The sequence below is a fragment of the Planococcus sp. 1R117A genome (genome assembly GCF_051417975.1).
In the GTDB taxonomy this organism is placed as follows: domain Bacteria; phylum Bacillota; class Bacilli; order Bacillales_A; family Planococcaceae; genus Planococcus; species Planococcus shenhongbingii.
The window spans coordinates 323230-343336 of record NZ_JBPRLO010000004.1 but is presented as its reverse complement, the minus strand read 5'-3'; the positions used below and the strand labels follow the sequence as shown (position 1 = coordinate 343336).

21 protein-coding genes are annotated in these 20107 nt (G+C 42.7%); 6 read left to right on the top strand and 15 right to left on the bottom strand.

Going from position 1 to position 20107, the window contains the following annotated elements; genetic code table 11:
- The first annotated feature begins 123 nt into the window (after nt 1–123).
- The gene (locus ACSFXN_RS14485; RefSeq protein WP_437150791.1) at nt 124–954 is read left to right on the top strand and encodes a squalene/phytoene synthase family protein; all 831 of its coding nucleotides are present in this window, start codon (nt 124–126) and stop codon (nt 952–954) included.
- 153 nt (nt 955–1107) lie between these two features.
- Complete coding sequence (gene cls / locus ACSFXN_RS14480) at nt 1108–2562, top strand: cardiolipin synthase (protein WP_437150790.1); 1455 nt, start codon at nt 1108–1110, stop codon at nt 2560–2562.
- Nucleotides 2563–3140: 578 nt separating this feature from the next.
- Here the strand turns inward: cls and ACSFXN_RS14475 are convergent.
- Nucleotides 3141–4067, bottom strand: coding sequence for a D-alanyl-D-alanine carboxypeptidase family protein (locus tag ACSFXN_RS14475; protein WP_437150789.1), 927 nt, complete (start codon nt 4065–4067; stop codon nt 3141–3143).
- A 124-nt stretch (nt 4068–4191) separates the two neighbouring features.
- Here ACSFXN_RS14475 and ACSFXN_RS14470 point away from each other — a divergent pair, with 124 nt between their 5' ends.
- The gene (locus ACSFXN_RS14470; protein ID WP_437150788.1) at nt 4192–5343 is read left to right on the top strand and encodes a 3-phenylpropionate MFS transporter; all 1152 of its coding nucleotides are present in this window, start codon (nt 4192–4194) and stop codon (nt 5341–5343) included.
- A gap of 245 nt (nt 5344–5588) precedes the next feature.
- Here the strand turns inward: ACSFXN_RS14470 and ACSFXN_RS14465 are convergent, their stop codons facing one another.
- The 5 genes from ACSFXN_RS14465 to ACSFXN_RS14445 all read right to left on the bottom strand — a co-directional run bounded on the left by ACSFXN_RS14465 (nt 5589) and on the right by ACSFXN_RS14445 (nt 10369).
- Nucleotides 5589–5834: a hypothetical protein gene (locus ACSFXN_RS14465; RefSeq protein WP_437150787.1), complete on the bottom strand. Its 246-nt coding sequence runs from the start codon at nt 5832–5834 to the stop codon at nt 5589–5591.
- A 50-nt stretch (nt 5835–5884) separates the two neighbouring features.
- Nucleotides 5885–6664: a membrane protein insertase YidC gene (gene yidC, locus ACSFXN_RS14460; protein ID WP_437150786.1), complete on the bottom strand. Its 780-nt coding sequence runs from the start codon at nt 6662–6664 to the stop codon at nt 5885–5887.
- Nucleotides 6665–7127: 463 nt separating this feature from the next.
- Nucleotides 7128–8228 carry an acyltransferase gene (locus tag ACSFXN_RS14455; protein ID WP_437150785.1) on the bottom strand — a complete coding sequence of 367 codons (1101 nt, stop codon included), beginning with the start codon at nt 8226–8228 and terminating at the stop codon, nt 7128–7130.
- Between the two features lie 161 nt (nt 8229–8389).
- Nucleotides 8390–9175 (bottom strand): AraC family transcriptional regulator, encoded by a 786-nt coding sequence (locus ACSFXN_RS14450; RefSeq protein WP_301857081.1) that lies wholly within the window; start codon nt 9173–9175, stop codon nt 8390–8392.
- Between the two features lie 288 nt (nt 9176–9463).
- Nucleotides 9464–10369 carry a diacylglycerol/lipid kinase family protein gene (locus ACSFXN_RS14445; protein WP_437150784.1) on the bottom strand — a complete coding sequence of 302 codons (906 nt, stop codon included), beginning with the start codon at nt 10367–10369 and terminating at the stop codon, nt 9464–9466.
- Between the two features lie 101 nt (nt 10370–10470).
- On the opposite strand from ACSFXN_RS14445, the gene ACSFXN_RS14440 reads away from it, so the two are divergent.
- On the top strand, nt 10471–11607 hold the full coding sequence (locus ACSFXN_RS14440) for an MFS transporter (RefSeq protein WP_437150783.1): 1137 nt from the start codon (nt 10471–10473) through the stop codon (nt 11605–11607).
- Nucleotides 11608–11645: 38 nt separating this feature from the next.
- Here ACSFXN_RS14440 and ACSFXN_RS14435 read toward each other — a convergent pair whose 3' ends face one another.
- Entirely contained in the window at nt 11646–12011 is a 366-nt protein-coding gene (locus ACSFXN_RS14435) for a hypothetical protein (RefSeq protein WP_437150782.1), read from the bottom strand.
- Nucleotides 12012–12095: 84 nt separating this feature from the next.
- Nucleotides 12096–12548 carry a GNAT family N-acetyltransferase gene (locus ACSFXN_RS14430; RefSeq protein WP_437150781.1) on the bottom strand — a complete coding sequence of 151 codons (453 nt, stop codon included), beginning with the start codon at nt 12546–12548 and terminating at the stop codon, nt 12096–12098.
- Between the two features lie 63 nt (nt 12549–12611).
- Here ACSFXN_RS14430 and ACSFXN_RS14425 point away from each other — a divergent pair, with 63 nt between their 5' ends.
- Complete coding sequence (locus ACSFXN_RS14425; protein ID WP_437150780.1) at nt 12612–13136, top strand: N-acetyltransferase family protein; 525 nt, start codon at nt 12612–12614, stop codon at nt 13134–13136.
- Between the two features lie 518 nt (nt 13137–13654).
- Here ACSFXN_RS14425 and ACSFXN_RS14420 read toward each other — a convergent pair.
- The 6 genes from ACSFXN_RS14420 to mntR form a co-directional block, all read right to left on the bottom strand.
- Nucleotides 13655–14368, bottom strand: coding sequence for a DUF4064 domain-containing protein (locus tag ACSFXN_RS14420; RefSeq protein ID WP_437150779.1), 714 nt, complete (start codon nt 14366–14368; stop codon nt 13655–13657).
- Nucleotides 14369–14737: 369 nt separating this feature from the next.
- A complete protein-coding gene (locus tag ACSFXN_RS14415; protein WP_437150778.1) occupies nt 14738–15019 on the bottom strand; it encodes a GNAT family N-acetyltransferase in 282 nt (93 codons plus the stop codon).
- A gap of 12 nt (nt 15020–15031) precedes the next feature.
- The gene (locus ACSFXN_RS14410; protein ID WP_437150777.1) at nt 15032–16006 is read right to left on the bottom strand and encodes a ring-cleaving dioxygenase; all 975 of its coding nucleotides are present in this window, start codon (nt 16004–16006) and stop codon (nt 15032–15034) included.
- Between the two features lie 209 nt (nt 16007–16215).
- The gene (locus ACSFXN_RS14405; RefSeq protein ID WP_437150776.1) at nt 16216–17103 is read right to left on the bottom strand and encodes a DUF1002 domain-containing protein; all 888 of its coding nucleotides are present in this window, start codon (nt 17101–17103) and stop codon (nt 16216–16218) included.
- 53 nt (nt 17104–17156) lie between these two features.
- Nucleotides 17157–18017 carry a CvfB family protein gene (locus tag ACSFXN_RS14400; RefSeq protein WP_437150775.1) on the bottom strand — a complete coding sequence of 287 codons (861 nt, stop codon included), beginning with the start codon at nt 18015–18017 and terminating at the stop codon, nt 17157–17159.
- Nucleotides 18018–18034: 17 nt separating this feature from the next.
- The gene (mntR, locus tag ACSFXN_RS14395; protein WP_300991293.1) at nt 18035–18457 is read right to left on the bottom strand and encodes a transcriptional regulator MntR; all 423 of its coding nucleotides are present in this window, start codon (nt 18455–18457) and stop codon (nt 18035–18037) included.
- 162 nt (nt 18458–18619) lie between these two features.
- On the opposite strand from mntR, the gene ACSFXN_RS14390 reads away from it, so the two are divergent.
- Nucleotides 18620–18775 carry a lmo0937 family membrane protein gene (locus tag ACSFXN_RS14390; protein ID WP_300991292.1) on the top strand — a complete coding sequence of 52 codons (156 nt, stop codon included), beginning with the start codon at nt 18620–18622 and terminating at the stop codon, nt 18773–18775.
- Between the two features lie 192 nt (nt 18776–18967).
- On the opposite strand, the gene ACSFXN_RS14385 is transcribed toward ACSFXN_RS14390, so the two are convergent.
- Nucleotides 18968–20089: a GNAT family N-acetyltransferase gene (locus tag ACSFXN_RS14385; protein WP_437150774.1), complete on the bottom strand. Its 1122-nt coding sequence runs from the start codon at nt 20087–20089 to the stop codon at nt 18968–18970.
- Between the last annotated feature and the right edge of the window lie 18 nt (nt 20090–20107).

Here is a 20107-nt window from a genome sequence, read left to right as displayed (position 1 = left end):
TAAACATTTGTTTTTTTAGTTATTTCGTTTATATTTAGTAGAAAGACAGTTTCGTGTTTTTAATCCCTTTACCACATTAAGTGTACGAAGCTTATGTCTTGCCTATGAACAGGAGGAATTGAGATGAGTAAAGTCGCGAATTTGCAAAAAGAGTCCATGGTCATGTTAAAAGAAACAAGCCGGACTTTTTTCATCCCAATCAATTTTCTAGAACCGGCTTTAAAAAAGACGGTCGCTTCTGCTTACCTGTGTATGAGAGCAATCGACGAAATTGAAGATCATCCGGAATTAGAAGACGAAGCAAAGCAGCATATATTGCTCGCTGTCAGCCAAATGTTACATACGACATTTGATGAGGACCGCTATCAGGCCTTGCTTCAGCCTTATGCACATATTTTGCCGCCCGTCACTAAGCGTCTTGCTGACTGGATCAGTGTATGCCCTCCAGAAATTGTGGACAAAATAAATGAATCCACAGCCATTATGGCAGGCGGAATGGCTAAATGGGTCGAAAAGAAATGGATCATTGAAACAAAAGAAGATTTAGATGACTATACCTATTATGTTGCCGGGCTGGTTGGCACAATGCTCTCCGATTTGTGGAAATGGCATGACAACACTGAAACAGATCCCGAACTGGCCATCGCATTTGGACGCGGACTTCAAGCTGTTAACATGCTCCGCAATTACGATGAGGACCTGGAACGCGGCGTCACTTTTGTGCCGAATGGCTGGGGCCGGAACGATATGTTCAATTACGCCAATGACAACTTGGCGAAAGCAGATGAATACGTCAAGTCCATCAAAAATAAACGCATTATCATGTTCTGCAAAGTACCTCTAGCTCTTGCCCACAGCACTTTAAAAGCTTTGAAATCCGGAAAAGAAAAAATTACCCGCAAAGAAGTTGAAAGCATTGTGGAACAGCTGAAACAGGAAGAAAACGTAGAATAACGGATTAAAAACATTCAACCTTTCGTTGAGTGTTTTTTTCTTTTTAGTTTACAATGGGAAAACTTACTTAGTTGAAGCTGCTCTTTTCTTCTTCATTTCGTTCAAATAGTCTATACTGGTTATACAGATATTTTTAAAAAATGAGGGAAAAAGATGACTATTTCTATTATAAGTATAGTAACTACCGCAACTCTCATTCTCAATATTTTCTTGGCCATCACGCTCATTTTCTTGGAGCGCCGCGATGCTACTTCCACTTGGGCGTGGCTTTTGGTCTTGTTTTTCATTCCGATTTTCGGCTTCTTAGCTTATCTTTTGCTGGGAAGACAACTCCGAAAAAAAACACTTTTCAAATGGGAAGGCCGCCAGCGTGTCGGGATTGAGAATTTAATCGCCCACCAAATGAACGCGCTGCATGATGATGAATTTCATTTTGCTGATCCGCATGTAAGTGATTATAAAGATTTAGTGTATTTGCATTTAAGAAACAACGGAGCGGTTTTGACTCAGGACAATGCCGTCCAAATCTTTAATGATGGACGTGAAAAATTCGATTCTTTGCTCCATGACATTGAACAAGCGAAGAATCATATACATATCCAATATTATATTTTCCGCTTGGATCAACTGGGCATCCGCATAATGAATGCTTTGACGGCCAAGGCAAAACAAGGAGTCAAAGTCCGGCTGCTATACGATGACATGGGATCACGGCGGCTGAGAAAAAGGCATTTCAAAGAATTTATCAAAGCGGGCGGAGAAGTGGAAACATTCTTCCCTTCTATCTGGCCATTGATCAATCCCCGGCTGAATTACCGGAACCACCGTAAAATCGTGGTCATTGATGGCCGGGTCGGTTATATCGGCGGCTTTAACGTAGGGGAAGAATATCTTGGCTTGAGCCGGAAGTTCGGTTATTGGCGCGATACCCACCTTCGTTTGGAAGGAAGTTCCCTGCATCCGCTGCAAACACGTTTTATATTGGATTGGAACCAGGCTTCCGCGCGGAATGACATTGAATACGACGAAATCTATTTTCCAGCTATCCCTAAAAAAGGGGATACGACGATGCAAATTGTATCAAGTGGGCCAGATGAAGAGTGGGAGCAAATAAAAGATGGTTATTTGAAGATGATTAATATGGCCAAGAAATATATTTATATTCAAACGCCTTATTTTATCCCGGATCCCAGTTTTTACGATGCTGTCCGCATTGCTGCTTTGTCAGGGATCGATGTCCGCATCATGATTCCCAATAAACCGGACCATCCTTTCGTGTACTGGGCTACTTATTCTTATGCGGGGCAAATGCTTAGAGCTGGAGCCCGTGTATTCATCTATGATAACGGCTTTCTGCATACGAAGATGATTGTGGTGGATGACAAAGTCTCAACAGTCGGCACAGCCAATATCGATGTGCGCAGTTTTAAATTGAATTTTGAAGTGAACGCTTTTATATACGATCACAAAGTCTCCGCTGAACTTGCCGATTTATTCCATCAGGATATGGAGCTTTCAGAAGAATTGACGCTCGGGCTGTATTTTGCAAGAACCCGACTGATCAAAACGAAAGAATCAATTGCCAGATTGCTGTCGCCTATTTTATAAGGATATGCCAAGTTGAAATGAACATAAAAAAAGTCTCCCTTGGGAGACTTTTTATATGCTTTCGATAAACTCGTATGCTCTTCTATCATTTCGCTCCAGGACGGACGCTTTTCGCGGGGTGCGGCCTGAGCCTCCTCGCTCGCTGGCGCTCCCTGCGGGGTCTCAGGACTCGCCCTGTTCCCGCAGAAGTCGCCGCCTTCCGCTGCATTCAGCTTCCTTTTGTTACCTTTAGAGATTCTCTGGAATAGGGAGCTGATTCGGAAAGCTCCCTAATTTTTGTACCCGCTTTCTAGATATGGAGCCAACCAGCCGAGACCCTGCAACGCCCTTTCATGTTTCGAAGCTAGCGCAGCGATGCAGAAACAGGAGCGTAAGCGACGAAGCGGCTTGGCGCTCGCCCACGGCGAAAAACCTATGCTCCTGCAGCGCTGTGCGCTTCGTCGCAAAGACGTGGCCTCACAACCCTCGGCCAATGTCTTCGCAGCTGGTTGGCGGAATATCGGTTAAGGAATGATACCTAATACAAATTTCAACTTTCTCAACAAGATGATAAAAAAAGTCTCCCTTGGGAGACTTTTTTAATTTACACCTAAATATTCTTCTAACGTAATGCCTTTAGAATAAATTTCTGCTGCTGCTTTTTTACCAACGAAGCGATAATGCCACGATTCGTGCATATATCCTGTGATTTTTTCGGCGCCTTTTGGATAACGCAAAATAAATCCGTATTTATGAGCGTTCTTCATCAGCCATTTTCCGCCTTTGGTTGCTCCAAAAGATGCGGAAGCCCAGTGCTGTTCTTGGCCAGATTCGCCGATATCAAAAGCGAGCCCTGTCTGATGCTCGGAAAATCCCGGACGGGCACTATACCGGTCAGCGGCTTCTTGTCCATCTTTTGCCACGTATCCTGCATACAACACTTTTTGGCGGGCAAAATCGCGGTAGGTACTGAACGCCGTCAAATCTATTCCCGCTTTAAGTGCATCTGCCCGCATCGCTTTAAAAGCGGTCCGTGCTTCTTTTACTTCTCCAGGCGCATACGTTTCCGGCAATGGGTGTTGTTTATTGGCCAATAGAATATTGTTGATGACCGTCGGTTCCTTTGGAAGCGCAAGAGTGTCAAGGTATTGAGTGGCATCTATTTTTTCGCCTGCAGCTGGTTTTTCGGTTTCAGGCTTTTCAGGAGCCGTCTTTGTTGGCGCCTCTTCCGGAGGCGCAGTAGAGACTTCCGGCTTTGCTGGATCTTCTGCTTTGTCTTCTGGTTTGTCTTCTGCTTTGTCTTCTGGTTTGCCCGACTTTTCTTCCGGTTTCTCAGGCTGCATTTCCGGGGCTTTTGTTTGCTGGTTTTCAGATGGGTTGACTGCACGGGTTGCGCGTTCAGCATCCCAGTCATGGGCGTACAACCATGAAGCAGCAGCAATCAGCAATAACGCCAGCACTCCAATAATGGTCCATTTTATATAAGGTTTTTTGTTTTTCTGATTCGTTGAATAACGGGATTGCATAGCATGCCCTCTTTCTCTCAAGTTCTTTCTTATTCTATCATTACTGGCATTGAAATTCTCCAAAAACACCCGAACATTCGTTATACTTTAAATAGACTTTCAACTGGATACGAGGTAAATACTCATGAACAATCAAAAATGGCTGTCCCTTAATTTTTTCGCCTTCTTTTTCACATGGGGGGTCTTTCTGCCGTATTGGACCGCTTGGTTGACCAATGAAAAAGAATTGAGCGTTTCATCTGCAAGCCTTATTCTCGGAGCTGGCATGGTTGCCCGTGCCTTGTCGACGTTACTGTTCTTCCCTTTATTGACACGCATCATGTCATTAAGGCAGCTGATGCAACTGCTTGCCATTTCCTCTGTTGCCATTCTTGCTTTATACATACCCGCAAATTCCTACTTTACGCTTTTCGCCATAACATTCGCCTTTAATATGGTTTATCCTAATATATTGCCGGGAATGGAAAGTGGAGCAACCGTCCTGATGCAAACGGAAGGAATCCATTATGGAAAAAGCCGGTCATACGGTTCGCTTGGATACACGATTGCTTTATTGATTGTAGGTGGTGCTACGGCGCTTTGGCAGGAAAGCGCCATATTGTGGGTCATGCTCGCAGGGCTGGCTTTTATGGCTGTGTCTTTATCAGCCACTTCCCCGCCTCCTTTGCGAATCAAACCCAAATCCAGAAATCCTGACGGCGAGGCCGCAACTGCACAATTACTGAAATCCAAATCTTTTCTGACGCTGCTTACCGTTGCCACTCTACTCCAAGGAGCGCATGCAGCTTATTATAGTTACGGATTTCTTTATTTACAAGATGTAGGCGTCAACAGTTTCTATATTGGCATTATCCTGAATATCGCGATTTTATTTGAAATTCTTTTTTTCGCGAAAGCCGATACTTTGTTCAAGAGCTGGCCTGTATCTTCGATGCTTTTGCTGGCAGGCGCTGGTTCCACTGTACGCTGGATTTTGATTTTTCTATTCCCTTCGGTTTGGGTATTCATTTTTTCACAAGCGCTTCATGCTTTGTCATTTGGAGCAGCCCATTTTGCATTTATCCAGTATATATTCCAAAAACTTGCGCCATCCCAGATTCCAGCGGCCCAAGGAATGTATGCGGCGATTGCAATGAGTTTAAGTGTTGCCTTCTTGACTGTAGCCGGTGGCTTCCTATATGAAATTTCTCCCGGTCTTTCTTTTCTAGGCATGGCCAGTTTTTCAGTGCCTGCCATCATTGCGGTTTTATTGACCCGAAAGAAATTTCATTATTAATATCCTGACCCCCAAAAGACCTACAAGATATACGAACAACTATTTACAAACTGCAACAAGGAGTTGGGTATTTTGAAGCGAATTTCGGAGAAAGACATCCTCAATCTTATGCGCCAGCTGGATGTACTGCTAGAACGCCGACAAAAAGAAAAATACGAATATAAAAAATAACCCTCTTTAGGGTAAACAGTTTCCGATAAAAAACAGCACCAGCCAAAAGGCGGATGCTGTTTTTTATTGTAGTTTTATATCAGAATCATAACCAGCACCACTACAAATAATACCGCAAAAATAGTAGCCATTCCGAGCATCCATTTTGCTTCCCGTTCCATTCCCTGCTCTTTCATTTGGCGATAACGGAAACTGTTCGTTAAAACAAACAGCAACGTCATAAACAAAACAGCCGCATCCAGATTCCCCATAATCAGAAAGACAAGCGAGGTAATGCTAAGTACGGCTATTGCCAATCCTTGTACTATTTTTTTGTTCAATTTTTTCAACTCCAAAAAAGAAAGCCGGCAAGTTTGCCGGCTAGTCTTTGTTATTTTTTCTCTTCCACAGATTCTAATGCAACTTCCGGATGATTCGAGTAGAATTTGCGTCCGATGAATGTCTGGATGATCAACAGGATACCGCCGACTGCCCAATAAACAGGCAATGCCGCCATCGAGGTAAATGATACAAACATGATCATGATCGGCGAGATGTAAATGAACATCTTCATTTGTTTTTGCTGTTGTTCCGGCATTGTCCACAACGATACGCGTGCCTGGAAGAAATAAACCGCTCCCGCAATCAGTGTCATCAAAATATCAGGAGACCCTAAATTAAACCAAAGGAATTCATGGGATTTCACATCAGGAGAATACAAAATCGCAAAATAAAGTCCCATGACAATCGGCATTTGAATAATTACCGGCAAACAGCCCATATTCAACGGATTGACATCATGCTTTTTGTAGAGTCCCATCATTTCCTGTTGAATTTTCATTTGTTCTTCTTTGTCTTTTGTCTCTTTTAAACGTTTTTGGATATCTTCCATCTCAGGACGCAAGCGATCCATTTTCACTTTCATTCCTTGCTGGCGCTTGTATGTGCGCAGCATAAACGGCATTAACACAAGGCGGATAATCACCGTAATGGCCACAATCGCCAAACCATAGCTTCCATTAAACAAAGCCCCTAAATAATCGAGGGAAAAATCAAATGGTGCAACAAAAATTGTATAGAAAAATCCTTCTTTGTTCTCGACTGCGGAACAGCCGCTCAAAATCAGTATGGATACCGCTAATAACGACAGCAATGCAATTTTCTTTTTCACTTTAGTCACCTTCACCTTTTTCAACTATAAAGAAGTATACCTATATGCCGGGAAAAATTCAATCGATGGGCCAAAAAGCAGCCACTTTCTTGTGCTCTGTGACAATATTAAGACTGTGGAAGTTAGCGCAACAGCGATTGGCGGCAAGAAAAAAGAGAAGGGATTCCCCTTGCAGCTTGTAGACAAAGGACAGATTTTCAAGCTTTCTTACAGACGCCAAAGAAAAGCATGACAAGCCTTGGGCACGCTATTGAAGATTGAAAAAACTGTCCCTGCAAGCGATGTTTGCATTCGTCGACATAAACCAGAAAAAACTTTAAGACATGACAAATCTCCAACCCAGCATAAATAATTCTTTATAAAATCTATGGATGAAGAACAACAATTATTGAAGCAAAGCTTATCTATGGACTGAATGGCCCTAGGTGGCCTTTTCAATTTTATGTATTTATTTAACTTTAAACTATCGACTAATAGTTCTATTTAAGAATTCTTCTTCGCTATCTTTAGGGGTTTTCTTAATCGCTACAGAAGGAATTGTTAAAATAATATGCCCAAATGGCAGCTTTTGAATCATTAAAATAATACCGATCGTGATAAACATTACTGCTGCAAACCAAAATGGAAATAAGGAAAGAGTCCATACATCTGCAGGCAAGTGCCGCTGCAACATATTTATAACAAATGGATGTATAAGATATATCCCCATCGACATAGCTCCAAGTCTCGATATTAAGTTATACAGTAAAGGGTTTCGTGCAATTTTTTCAGAAATCGCCATCACAAACATAACGATGACAGGCAGATTGACGATATTTGATATGCGATTAGACCCTATATAGCCGCCCCACTCATATTCAACTGCCGCAAAGTAGAAAATCAGTAATACTGCCACAAATAATGGAACTCTCATTTTATAAGTCCATAATTTTGCCGCTTCCCAATGATAGGCAAGAAATCCGCCGAATATGAAAAAGTATAGCCACTTTGGCAAGAACGAGCGCTGTTCAGCTATTAAGCCAAATAAACCTTCAAACTGCCCGGCTGCCATATATTTCATTGCATAAATATGGATCAAAGCTGATACGACTAATAACACAATCCATGCACTTCTGCTTTTGATAAACTGCAGTAACGGAAAAACCAAATAAAATTGCAAAACAATTGAAATGAAATAAAGATGGGAATAAGTTTCTCCAAATGCCACTTCCAGGATAAAATGCTTGATCCCACCATCGAAGGGGTTACTGCCAAAAACTATCCAGAGATAAAATAAATAAAATGCTGTCCAGAATAGAAAAGGAATGACAATTTTATTTATTCGTGAACTGAAAAATTTTTTAAAGAAAAACCCTCTTTTTTTAACCTGTAAAAATAATAAAAATCCGCTCACTATAGCAAAAATGGGAGTACCGAATCGACTTGATTGATTTATAAACAAGATTACATCTTCCCAGCTTCCACTTTGAATATAATATAGCGCTGAAACATGAACGAGCACCACCATTAAACAACCAATTGCCCGCAGGACATTTACATCAAAAATCCGACCTTGTTGATTCATATATTTACACCCTTAATTAATAATTAAACCCTATTCATTATAAATGTTCTTACAAGGAAATACACTAAGTTCACCAAATCGTACTATACCTATACATAAAATTCAGCTTGCAGAGTCGGAGTAAAATTCTGTTCCAAATCTACAAGCTGAAAGGGTTTTCTTTATTTTGCATTTGGCAAATTATAGCGGAAGTACGGAATATGCTGGCTGTCACGGAACTGCTTTGGTGTGACCGTCGTGTATTTCTTAAAGATTCTCGTGAAATAACTTTGGTTGCAGAAATGAAACTGCTTGGAAATATCAGAAATTCCTTTGTCCGAATGACGCAGATAATACTGCGACTCTTCAACACGCCGCACATTTAAATATTCCACTAAGGTTATACCTGCATGTTCTCTGAAAATCCGGGACAAATGGCTTGTGGAAATATTGAAATGCTTCGCAATATCTTCCACTGACAAGTCACGCTCTACTTCATCATTTATAAACATCACGACTTTGTTTACAGTTTGATGGCCGAAAGAAGGCTGTTTGCGCTCAGAGATTATCGAAGTAAAGAATTCGATCAATTCATCTGCTACGTAAAGGAACTCCGAGTCATTCATATGGTTTTCCACTAGCTCTACACAAGCCACATTAAAAGCGAACGCTTTCTTTGGCGGAACTCGCATTTCATACAATTTGCGAGCCATTACTGAAGACAGCACAATATAGTAATTGCGGACTTGGCGAATGGTATCTTTTCCAGAACGTACTGCGATTAAATCGATCAACACTCTCAATGTTTGCTTAGCGCGTTCTTTTTCTAAGTGATGAATTTCATAGATCAGTTGAGTTTCAATTTCGTAAAACTTTTCTACCCCTTCATATTGGCTTAAAGTTTCGTTTTCATTCATGAAAATCTTAGAAATAGTTTCTTGAATAGTTGGCACTGCGATAATATTCATCTTTTCCCCGTCTTTCTTTGTACAAGTTTTTGCAGCCATTATTTCCACTATATACTGAAACTGCAAAGAATAACATAGATATTACCATATTTCTTTAAAAAATATGTAATAAACAGTAATATTTTTTTACCTATATTACCTTATTAAAGGAAATATATTCCCTAAAAGTATACTATATATAACGGATAAATGCTAAATAAGTTTCACGAAATGACTATGTATTTACCATTTTTTAAAAATAAAATTTAAAACCAGCCACTCTGTGGAGAATGGCTGGCCACTTCGCTTTTACTTGCTTAGTTCTTCTTTGTCCGGCGGCACTAAAGCTCGAATATGCCGTGGAAGCACTTCAATCAAGAATGGGGTAGCGCAGCCTTCATCGCCGTCAATATTGCAGGACATCGGTTCGCGCGTATCAATCGATACTTTAGTGGTATGAATGACTTCAACAGCCGGATCTTTTTCAAGCTTGCCTATCATCATTGCGCCGGCAATTCGGACAAATGCCGGCAAAGCCGCATTTTTAACAATGTAAACATGCAGCAACCCATCATCTGTCAATGCTTCCGGGGCAAGCTTTTCAAACCCTCCAACGGAGTTAGTGAGCGCTACTAATACCAGTTTAGCTTCACCTTCCCAGAATCCATGGTCATGCTCAATTGTAAAGTACTCTTCAGCCTCTGAAGTAATGGCTTTAATCCCTTCAACAAAATAAGCAAACGCACCGAGCCTTGTTTTCTGCTCCGGTGATACTTCATAAGTCGACTCCGCAATTTGCCCTAATGCCAATATATTCATAAAATATTGGCTGCCTACCTTGGCAATATCTACCCACTTCTCCGAACCGCTCTTTAATGCTTCGATTGCTTCTGGTGGATCCAGTGATATCCCAAGGGCACGGGCAAAGTCGTTCACTGTCCCAAGAGGTATCAAGGAAAACAAGGGCTGATGGGGCTGTTCAGCAAGTCCTGACACTGCCTCGTTTATAGTGCCATCCCCTCCCATCGCCACAACAAAATCATATTTCTGCTCCGCTGCTTCCCTTGAAAACAATGTGGCATCCCCTTGCTTTTCGGTCTCTCGTGTATCTACTTGATACCCCATTGTTTCTAATGTAAAGACGACATCTTCGCGATACTCGGACGCCTTCTCTTTGCCAGAAGACGGGTTTAGTATAAACATGGCTTTTTTCATGTAGTTACCTCCGGTGCTATAATGTGAATATAACTATCTTTACCCTTACATGGGGTAAGGTTAATCCATAACGATTATATTTTTGAGAGTGAGGGACTTCAGTGCGTTTTTTTATCTTGATCATCATCTTCTTCACTTTCTTTGATCTTTTTGCTCAATTGCCCATTATTAGTCCATTCGCAGTTTCCTTAGGTGCGACGCCTTTTTTAACTGGCATTGCCGTAGGCATGTACTCTTTATCCAATATTATTGGAAACATCCTGTCGGGTGTAATTTCTGACAAAAAAGGTCCTTACGTTATTTTGGTAACCGGTTTAACATCGACTGGTATTGTGCTGTTTTCTTATGGCTTAGCAACCGATCCTTACAGCTTGCTCGCCATCCGCTTTTTTCATGGCTTGGCCGCAGGGTTGACAGTGCCAGCCGCTTTTACTTACTTAGCCAATAATACCGTCCAGCACAAACGGGGCAAAAGCGTTGCCATATCGGGAGCTTTTGTAGGGCTTGCCGCCATCATCGGCCCAGCCTTCGGCGCTGTTTATGCGAGCCGCACGAGCACTCCGGATATGATGGCTATCACCGGTATGCTGCTTTTGTCTTTAGGCTTAGCGGCTTTCTTCCTTTTAAAGAAACAAAGTACTTCACAAAAAGCAGAGCCGGCAAAGTCCGAGCACAACTCTAACATAGCTTGGAACCGAGGATTGCTGTTGGCCTTTTCAGGGGCCTTTTTCCTGATGTTTTCACAAGGGGTCCTGGCTTATATGCTGCCATTGAAAGTGGACGGCCTAAATTTCAAAACTGAAATGAGCGGCCTACTATTGAGCACTTTCGGCATTTCAGCCATCTTAGTATTCCTTCTTCCCATCAACCGGATTTTTGATCGAATTCATCCGCTTCGCACCTTGATCGTCGGTTTTCTATTAATGGGAAGTTCGCTGTTTCTTCTGAGTGCTGTTTTCAACGCCTCCTGGATGTATGCCACCATGTGCATCTACGGAATCGGATTCGCTTTTTTATTTCCTTCGATCAATTCACTGCTGATCGACTCAACTCATCCTCATTCTCGTGGAAAAGCTTACGGTTATTTTTATGCGTTTTTCTCATTGGGAGTAGTGGGTGGATCCAGTTTTACAGGGGCTCTGGAATTGAGCCCAAATGAAGGTTTTGTGGTAAGTGGCGGATTATTGCTTACAGTGGCAGCAGCAGCTACTGTATTCAGAAGAAATAATCGGCATTAAAAAGGATGGTCCGAAAACCATCCTTTTTTCATCCCGCTTTATAGATTATCTGTACTGATCCGTTGTTCTGGAGCAATTGAATCCGTATTCTCCGACTTTTCACGGCTAGTATCGTTTGAAGACAACTTGGTATTTACGTCATCTTCTTGAGCGTCTTCATTGTAATATTGGACGCTTGGCTTTGATACTTCTGTCACCTTTTCATCTTCACGTGAATCTGTGGTATTCAGTACTGCCTCTGATTTATTAAGCTTGTCCAAATTTTGAGACTCCATAAAAGAATTCACTTTCGTTTTCGCATTATTAAAAGCCACAGTTGCTTTTTCGCGATTTTCCGGCTTTTTGAAGTATCTGTACGCTCCAGCTGCCAGTCCTGCAAGCAATAACCCTCTGCCTCTTGCCATCCGCTCCACTCCTTTGTGATTTCTAGTCTTTGTTCTATATACCCTTATTCTATTAAAGTATGCATAAAAAACATAACATGAGGATTACATTTTATTTTTCGTGAATTTCATGTCTACATGCGGGATTCCATCTTCATCATATGCTTCTGAAATTGGCATAAACCCAAAAGACTCGTAAAAACTTTGCAAATATACTTGGCCTTGCAATTGAATTTCGTTCACTTGCCATTCGGTCAGAACATAATCTACCGCTTTTGTGATAAGCTCTTTTGCTAATCCGCGGCCCCTTGCTGAAGGATGGACAATTACCCGCCCGATTGAAGGCAAATCGTATTTCACTCCAGCCGGAACGAGCCGTGCATAAGCCAGTGTTTGTCCATTTTCCATATATGCCATATGAACGGATTCTTGATCCAAATCATCCAACTCCGGATAAGGGCAGTTCTGTTCCACAATAAACACATCGACACGCAACTTTAAGAATTCGTATAGTTTTCCAGCTGTCAATTCATCAAAATGATAGGTATTCCAGTTCAAAACTTATCTCCTCCCTTTCTTTCCATTATTCCACATCAGTGGCTATTCAGGTGATTTTTTGTTATGATAGCGGAAAGAATTTTAGAGGTGATCACATTGATTCGTGCAGGCACGATTGAAGATATAGCATCAGTCCAGGAAATAGCTTATATTAGCTGGAATGATACTTATGAAGGCATTATCCCCCCTACCGTCCAAAAAAGTTTTTTAGATAAATCCTACTCAACCCCAATGATGGAGATGCGTTTAAAAAAGACGATTGTCCTTTTGGCCATGCATGAAAATGAGCCCATCGGCTTTGCCAACTTTACTAAAGTTGACCAAGATGGCGACTCAGAGTTAATCGCCCTTTACCTGAAACCTGAACATCAGCGGAATGGATACGGCAGACAACTATTGAACAGCGGCCTTTCTTACTTGCTTGATGGTTCCCAGTTGTCAGTTTATGTAGAAAGCGAAAACACAAAAGGCCGAAAGTTTTACGAAGCCACCGGATTCAAACTTGTCGAGGAATTTGAAGAGTTTTTTGAAGGCCATCTGCTGCAGACGGCTAAATATGTCTACGATTTGAAAACACCCACTTTATAAAAGTGGGTGTTTTCAGGCTGGCAAGAAACTCTCGACGGCCTTTTTCATTTCGCTCCAGGGCGGACGCTTTTCGCGGGGTGCGGCCTGAGCCTCCTCGCTTGCTGGCGAAAACCGTGTGCTCCTGCATCGCTGCGCTAGCTTCGTCGCAAATGAACGGGGCAAACTGCTTTTGCCCCATTCATTCCCTGCGGGGTCTCAGGACTCGCCCTATTCCCGCAGAAGTCGCCGCCTTCCGCTGCATTCAGCTCTCTGTTGTCACTTTTAGAGACGCTCGAAAAGTGTGACGGTTCAAGAAGACCCTCTCTTGTTTGTTCCGATTCTCCAGATATGGAGCCAAACAGCGGAGGAAAACATACTGCTCCTGCGCAAGCTCGTCGCAAAGACTTAGCCTCGCAGGCTTCGGCTAATATCTTCGCAGCTGGTTGGCGGAATATCGGTTAAGGGATGCTAGCTAATACAAATTTTAACTTTCTCAACAAACTGAAAAACACCTACTTTGTAAAAGTAGGTGTTTTTCTTTATAAAGGTCGGCGCGGTGTATCATCGCTATCCTTTCGAAGACGCTCGTCCGCACGGCGCTTTAAATCTTCGCGCTGTACCATATCTTCTTCAGACAGGCGATGTTCTGTCTGGCGTACTTGCCGTTCCCGTTGAAGTTGTTCTTCTTTTTCACGAAGCTGATCCTCTTTTTCACGAAGCCTTTGTTCATCCCGATGAAGGTTTTGGTTATCGTCCCGAAGCCGCTCATTTTCACGGCGCAGCGTTTCCTCATCCTGAACTCCTCTGCCATTATCGCGCGGTTTGCGCACAAAGCACATAATCGCTGCAATATAGAAAAGAATCGATGTGAGAGACAGCAACCCAGCAAACAAACCGGCGATAATAAAGAAAATCCCGGCTAATTTAGGATTTCGGTTTCTTCCAAGTTTCGCAATCGCTAATAAGGCAAGAACAGTACTGATTGCCAAAAGCCCTACGATGATCCATCCCACTACTCCAAAGCTTGCCAATAATCCATCAATCAACACTTGAGCTTCTGCAGGATTCGTTGATAATGCCGGGTCATTCAGCATTTGATCTTCCAAATACTGACGGAACTCCGGATTGTTCTGGACATCGCCAAAGCTCAAAATTGAAAAAACGATAAGTGCAATAGCCAAGATGTTAAAAACAATGCCAATGATGCCGAGCGCTTTTTCCCCGCCTCTACTTACATCTCTTTGTCCGTTCATCCAATTCACCTCTTTCCAAAATTCTCCTTTGCCAATTGTGGCTAGTAAGATTTTTGTTATCACCTATTCCATTCCCCTAATAAAATTAATAAAACCTGTTTATATTTAGGTAATGCGGGTAAATTAATAATATCAAAGATTTGAAAGGGGTTCTATAAAATGGAAAATAAGTTAATATTTAACCAAGCGGATTTCATGTACGGCATTGGTGGAGCATCCCTCTTAACAGCCATCGTTTTCTTCATGACAGCTCTATAATGCGGAGGCCTAAGATGAACAATTACATAACACCAATATAGAAAAGCAATCCCCTATTAAGAATTAGAGGATTGCTTTTTGCATTGTTTACCCCGCTGTTAGAAGCTGTTTTTAAACTTTAACATCGTCGTATTCTTTGTAGCGTTCAAAAGCAACTGCCGCATATGAACAGACAGGCTCCATTTTATACTGGTTGTCACGCGCATAATCTGCTGCTTTATCCAACAGCTTTTTCGCAAGTCCTTGGTTCCGCATGGATTCGTCCACAAAGGTGTGTTCAATGACCATTACATCAGCCATTTGTGTCCAGGTAATTTCTGCTTTCACTGCACCGTTCTCTTCCAAGCGATAAGCAAATTCATCATGTCCTAGTTCCGTTAGTTCAAAATCCACTTTACTTCCTCCTTACGTTTGTTTATTGATCGCCAGCGGTCGCAATGACGCTTCGATTTGTGCGCGTTTTGGCTCTAGAAAAGGCGGCAAAGCCAAGTTTTCGCCCAAACTTTCCAGCGGCTCATCTGTGGCAAATCCCGGTTCGTCTGTTGACAGTTCAAATAAAATGCCATTCGGTTCGCGGAAATAAATCGCTTTAAAGTAATAGCGGTCCACTTCACCGGACGTCATAAAGCCGTTTGAACGCAAATACTCGTTCCATTTACTGTACTCTTCAAACGTCTTAACGCGAAAGGCAACATGGTGGACGCTGCCTCTGCCTGGGCGTTCTGGAGGCAAGTCTGTGCGCTCCTCTAAATGTACTTCGCCAGCAGGGCCGCCTTTTCCTGTTGAAAACACTAAAATATCCTTCATGCCTTCAACTTTTGACGGATAGGAGCCGATTTGTTCAAACCCTAAAACGTCTGTCAGCACCTTTGAAGTTTTGTCGTTTCTGCGAACCGTCAACCGCATGTGCCCCAGTCCGACAATAGCGAATTGTTCCGGCACGTCTGCTTTGGTCCAAGGAATGCCGTATTCAATTCCTGAGCCATCGTCCACTACCAGCATCAAGCGGGATCCTTCAAAGTCTTGGAAAGTCAGAGTAAGGCGGCCAAACAGTTCTTCAACCTCTCCGTGAGGAACTCCGAATTCTTTAAAGCGTTCGATCCAGTACTGTAAAGCTTCCTCGCTTTTCACCCGGAAAGCCGTGTTGCTGATGCTTGAAACCCCTGGATAAGTTCTTCCTGCCATCGGAATATCAAAGTATGTCATGTCAGTTCCAGGAGTGCCAACTGCATCAGCATAAAATAAATGGTACGACGAAGTGGAATCCTGGTTGACGCTTTTCTTTACAAGCCGCATACCTAAGATGCGTGTAAAAAAATCATGGTTTTTATCCGCATTGGCGGTAATTGCGGACACGTGGTGAATGCCTTCTAATTTCAATTTTATACCCTCCTTTTAAATTATCTTGAATTCGAGATATTAAAGTCATAATAGCATGTTCTTTTTGTTCTTGCAAGAAACTGAAATCGGCTTATCTCAGGCAAAAAGGCATCTTCTATTGAAGTTGCTCCGGATGCACTTTCCACTAGTATGTTTACCCATATAAAAACAGGTGAACCGTGTTTCCACTGGTTCACCTGTTTTGGTTATTAACTTACTAAACCACGGACTCCATCGATTAGTTTATTGAAAAAGTCTTTAACACTTTGCCAAAAGCCTTCATCATTAACGACCGTGCCAATTTTATCTTCAATTGTTTTGCTCAAGTCTTCCAGTTGAGTTGACCATTTAGAGAAATCAATATCCAATTGGCGAATGCGGTCCATTAAATCCACCAATAGTTGGCGGTCTTCAGGGCTAAGTTCGATTTGGAGTTTGGTCAATTGCTCTTCTACAATCGTTTGCACTTCTTCTTTGGTAGCCGGATCTTGTTCAGCAATTTGCTTTTTGATTTCAGTCAAAAGTTCGCTTACTTTCGCATCGTCCACGCCGCTGTCTGCGATTTCAGTTGCTACGGTCAATTCATCGTTGGCGACATCTGTGCGTTCAGGATCCAGCTGTTCGCCGTTCACTTCATACGCTTTATAGATGCCGACAAGCGCCGAATGGCCAGTTACCGGTTTCGGTGCAGCCACTTCTACCGTTGCATCCTCAATCCCAGCAGTCAGCATAGCATTGGCATACATTTCGTTGGTTACTTGTGTGATATTATCAGGAGTCACAATTTCAATGACCAGCCCTTCACCTGCGTCTTTGCGGGTGATTTTTGCAGAAGAATACATACGGGCTCTGGAATCGCCGTCTTTTATGTAAGTGATCAAGTCTTGCCCTGTCACTTCGATTTCTTCCACTTCAGTTTCTCCCGCTACATCCAAATCTTTAGCGACACTTTCTTTTTCAGTATCGGACAAGTTGCCGCCATAGACGACAATCGGCACCCCGAATTTTTCATTTATTCCTACATTTGCTGAACCGGCCTGCGGCAGCATAAATGCCAAAGCGAAAGTTAATGTAATCCCAGTAATTATTTTTTTCATAGTTATTTGCTCCCTTCATCAAATTAATACGCTTTTAACTTGAAAAGGTTGCATCAAAGAGTTAATTTTGTCCAGCCTTCTTCTTGGACAATTTTGCGGTCTTTATACAATCGGCCTAGGGCACGCTTGAATGCCGCTTTGCTCAAGCCGAATATTTCCTGGATTTCCTCTGGCGATGATTTGTCTGTAAAAGGCATTTGTCCGCCTGATTCATTCAAATAGCTCAGAATCATTTCTGCATCATCCGACAGACGTTCTTGTTTGCGCGGCAGTAAGGAACCGTTCAACGTCCGATCTTCTTTCACGCCAATTATTCGGACGCTTTTTTCTTCTCCAAGACGCGGCTCTTCTGTCCGTTCTGATTCATGCACGAAAATCCGGTACATGTCCGGAACCGACAGCATGAAAGTGCCAACCGGAAGCAAACGGTAAGCCCGTGCTTTCAAATCTTTGTTAAACACTTCTTCAGGTGCTGGAACACTCAGTTCCTGCACCTTTTCTTCTGTTGCCAAGCGGCCATACAAATCGCCGTAGCGGTCCGTCCGGAGTGTCATGAAAATATGGTCGCCTTGCTGGGGCCAAAGTTCTTCAATTTGTGGAAGATCAGCTGGAAGTACGTATACTTCTCTCGAAGTTCCGATATCCACTACCAGCCCTTCACGGTTTGATGCTTTCAGCACTTTTGCCCAGCCGTAAACACTCGGCAGAATATGCGGAATCATTGGTGTAGCAGATATTCCGCCTTGGCGGTTGCGATATAGAAATACTTCGATTTCTTCCCCGACTTCCTGTCCTTCTTCCAATTCAGACGCATTCATCAAAACCTCGTCACCTGAACTGTTTGTCAAAATCCACTGTGAGCTTGACCGGTCAATTATGCTTAATGTTGTTTTTTCTCCTGGATGCAATGCCATTGTGAAGCCTCCTTCAATTAACTCTCTTTTTGTTCGTTCTTTAACTTTTCCAGTTTCATTAGTAAATCCGGGTTTTCTTCCAGCACTTGAACCAAATCAGCGATCCGGTTAATTGAATTCCAGCTTAGATGATGCTCAATTCCTTCAACATCTTCGTAAATGCGTTCTTCATCAACCCCGATCAAGCGAAGAAATTGTTCAAGCAGATCATGCCGCTTTAACAGACGTTTCCCCAGCTTTTGCCCTCGTGGCGTCAAAACAAGCCCGCGATAGCGCTCATAAATCAAATAGCCATCTTTATCAAGCTTTTGAACCATCTTCGTGACTGAAGATGGCAAAACCGATAAAGCTTCCGCAATATCAGACACGCGCGCATATCCTTTTTGTTCGATTAATGAATAAATGATTTCGATATGGTCTTCCATACTTGGAGTAGGCAAAGTCGGTTCCTCCCTAACGTAACTCCTTTAAGTTTACTATACCCCAACAGCGGAAACAACTTGCCTCCGGATGGCTTGGAATTATTTCAACTTTCTGGATGTTTGACATGAAATTGTTAGGGGTACTTATTACTATCTGAACGGAAAGGATAGGTGAGGAACATGGGACGCATACTTTGGATTATTTTAGCAGTTATTATTGTTATTTGGTTAATTGGATTTTTAATGGACGTCGCCGGCGGTATGATTCACATTTTATTAATCATCGCGGCAATCATCTTAGTTATTAACTTAATTTCTGGAAGAAAAGGCGTTTAGCTAAGAAAAGCGGAAACAGCCGTTCAGCTCCGACAGGCGTAAGACGATTTGCCGAAGCGGCGTTTTTTGCCGCATAGGCAAAGTGGCTTACGACCCGAGGAGTTGGCTGTTGCAGCTAGACATGAAAAGCGGAAACAGCCGTTATCACTAGACACTAATAAAAAAGCCGGGGGCAAATTGCCCCCGGCCTTTTTATTGTTCTTTTATTTTCGCGTAAACACATGTATCCCGCAGTTTATGGTCCATTTTTGAAATGGTGTCCTTGCGCAGGATGCCTTCCAGTTCGAATTTCAAGCGTTCAGCAACTGCACGGCTTCTCACATTTTCCGGGTCACATCGGATTTCAACACGGTTTGCTTCAAGCTCTTCAAATGCGAAACGGGTAATGCGCTCCACCGCTTCTGAAACATAACCTTTCCCCTCAAATTGGTGATCCACCCAATAACCGATTTCAAATTTCCGTACTTCCCAATCAATGCGATGCAAACCAGAAGATCCAATAAATTCCCCGGTCTCTTTTGAGAAGAAATGCAATCTTAAATCTTTGCGCAGTTTAAAATCCGCTTCTGCCTCTATTAAATTGGATTCTATTTCCGAAAGGACCGGTTTTTTTTGAGCAAACGGCATCCAGGGACGCAGCGACTCCATCGAACGGAGGACAGCTTCGTAAATATGCACAGCATCTTCTCTTCTTGGCGCACGGATCAATAGGCGCTCCGATTCAAATTCACTGGAAAAATCGAATAGCAATGGATTGAAATGAGATTTTTTCTCTGCCAGTATTTCGTCATCCCAATGAACCGGTGTGATGATGCCCGCTTCCCAGTCTTCCCGAGTCATGCCGTAAGTCACTGCATCGTAATAACGGTTTTCCCGCGGTGAAAACCAGGCCTGGCGAATATGGGCTTCTTTAACGAATCCCGTGCGCTCAAAAGCTTTGCGCATGGCAAAGTTGTCATGGCGTGTATTGCCTTCGAGGCGAATTTTCTTTTCAGGCAGAGAAAACACGAAATCCGCAATCATTTTAAGCGCTTTTGGACCGTATCCTTTACCGCGGTATGGATCAGCAATCCGCAAGTCAAAAAGCGGAATGTCATCCTGCAAATCAAAAATCTTTACTACTCCAACCTGTTCACCTTCATCAGTTTCAATCCAAAACGTTCTTACTTGATCCGACTTATAGCCGCCTTCTACAATCGTCTTCTCGATTAATGCGCGGACCGGATGTTCCTGGCCATGAAAAGGCCAGGAGTTGTTTGTCATAAATTCAATGAGCTGTTCCTGCTCTTCCATCGACCATTCTGTCAACTTCAATACAATATCCCCCAAGCT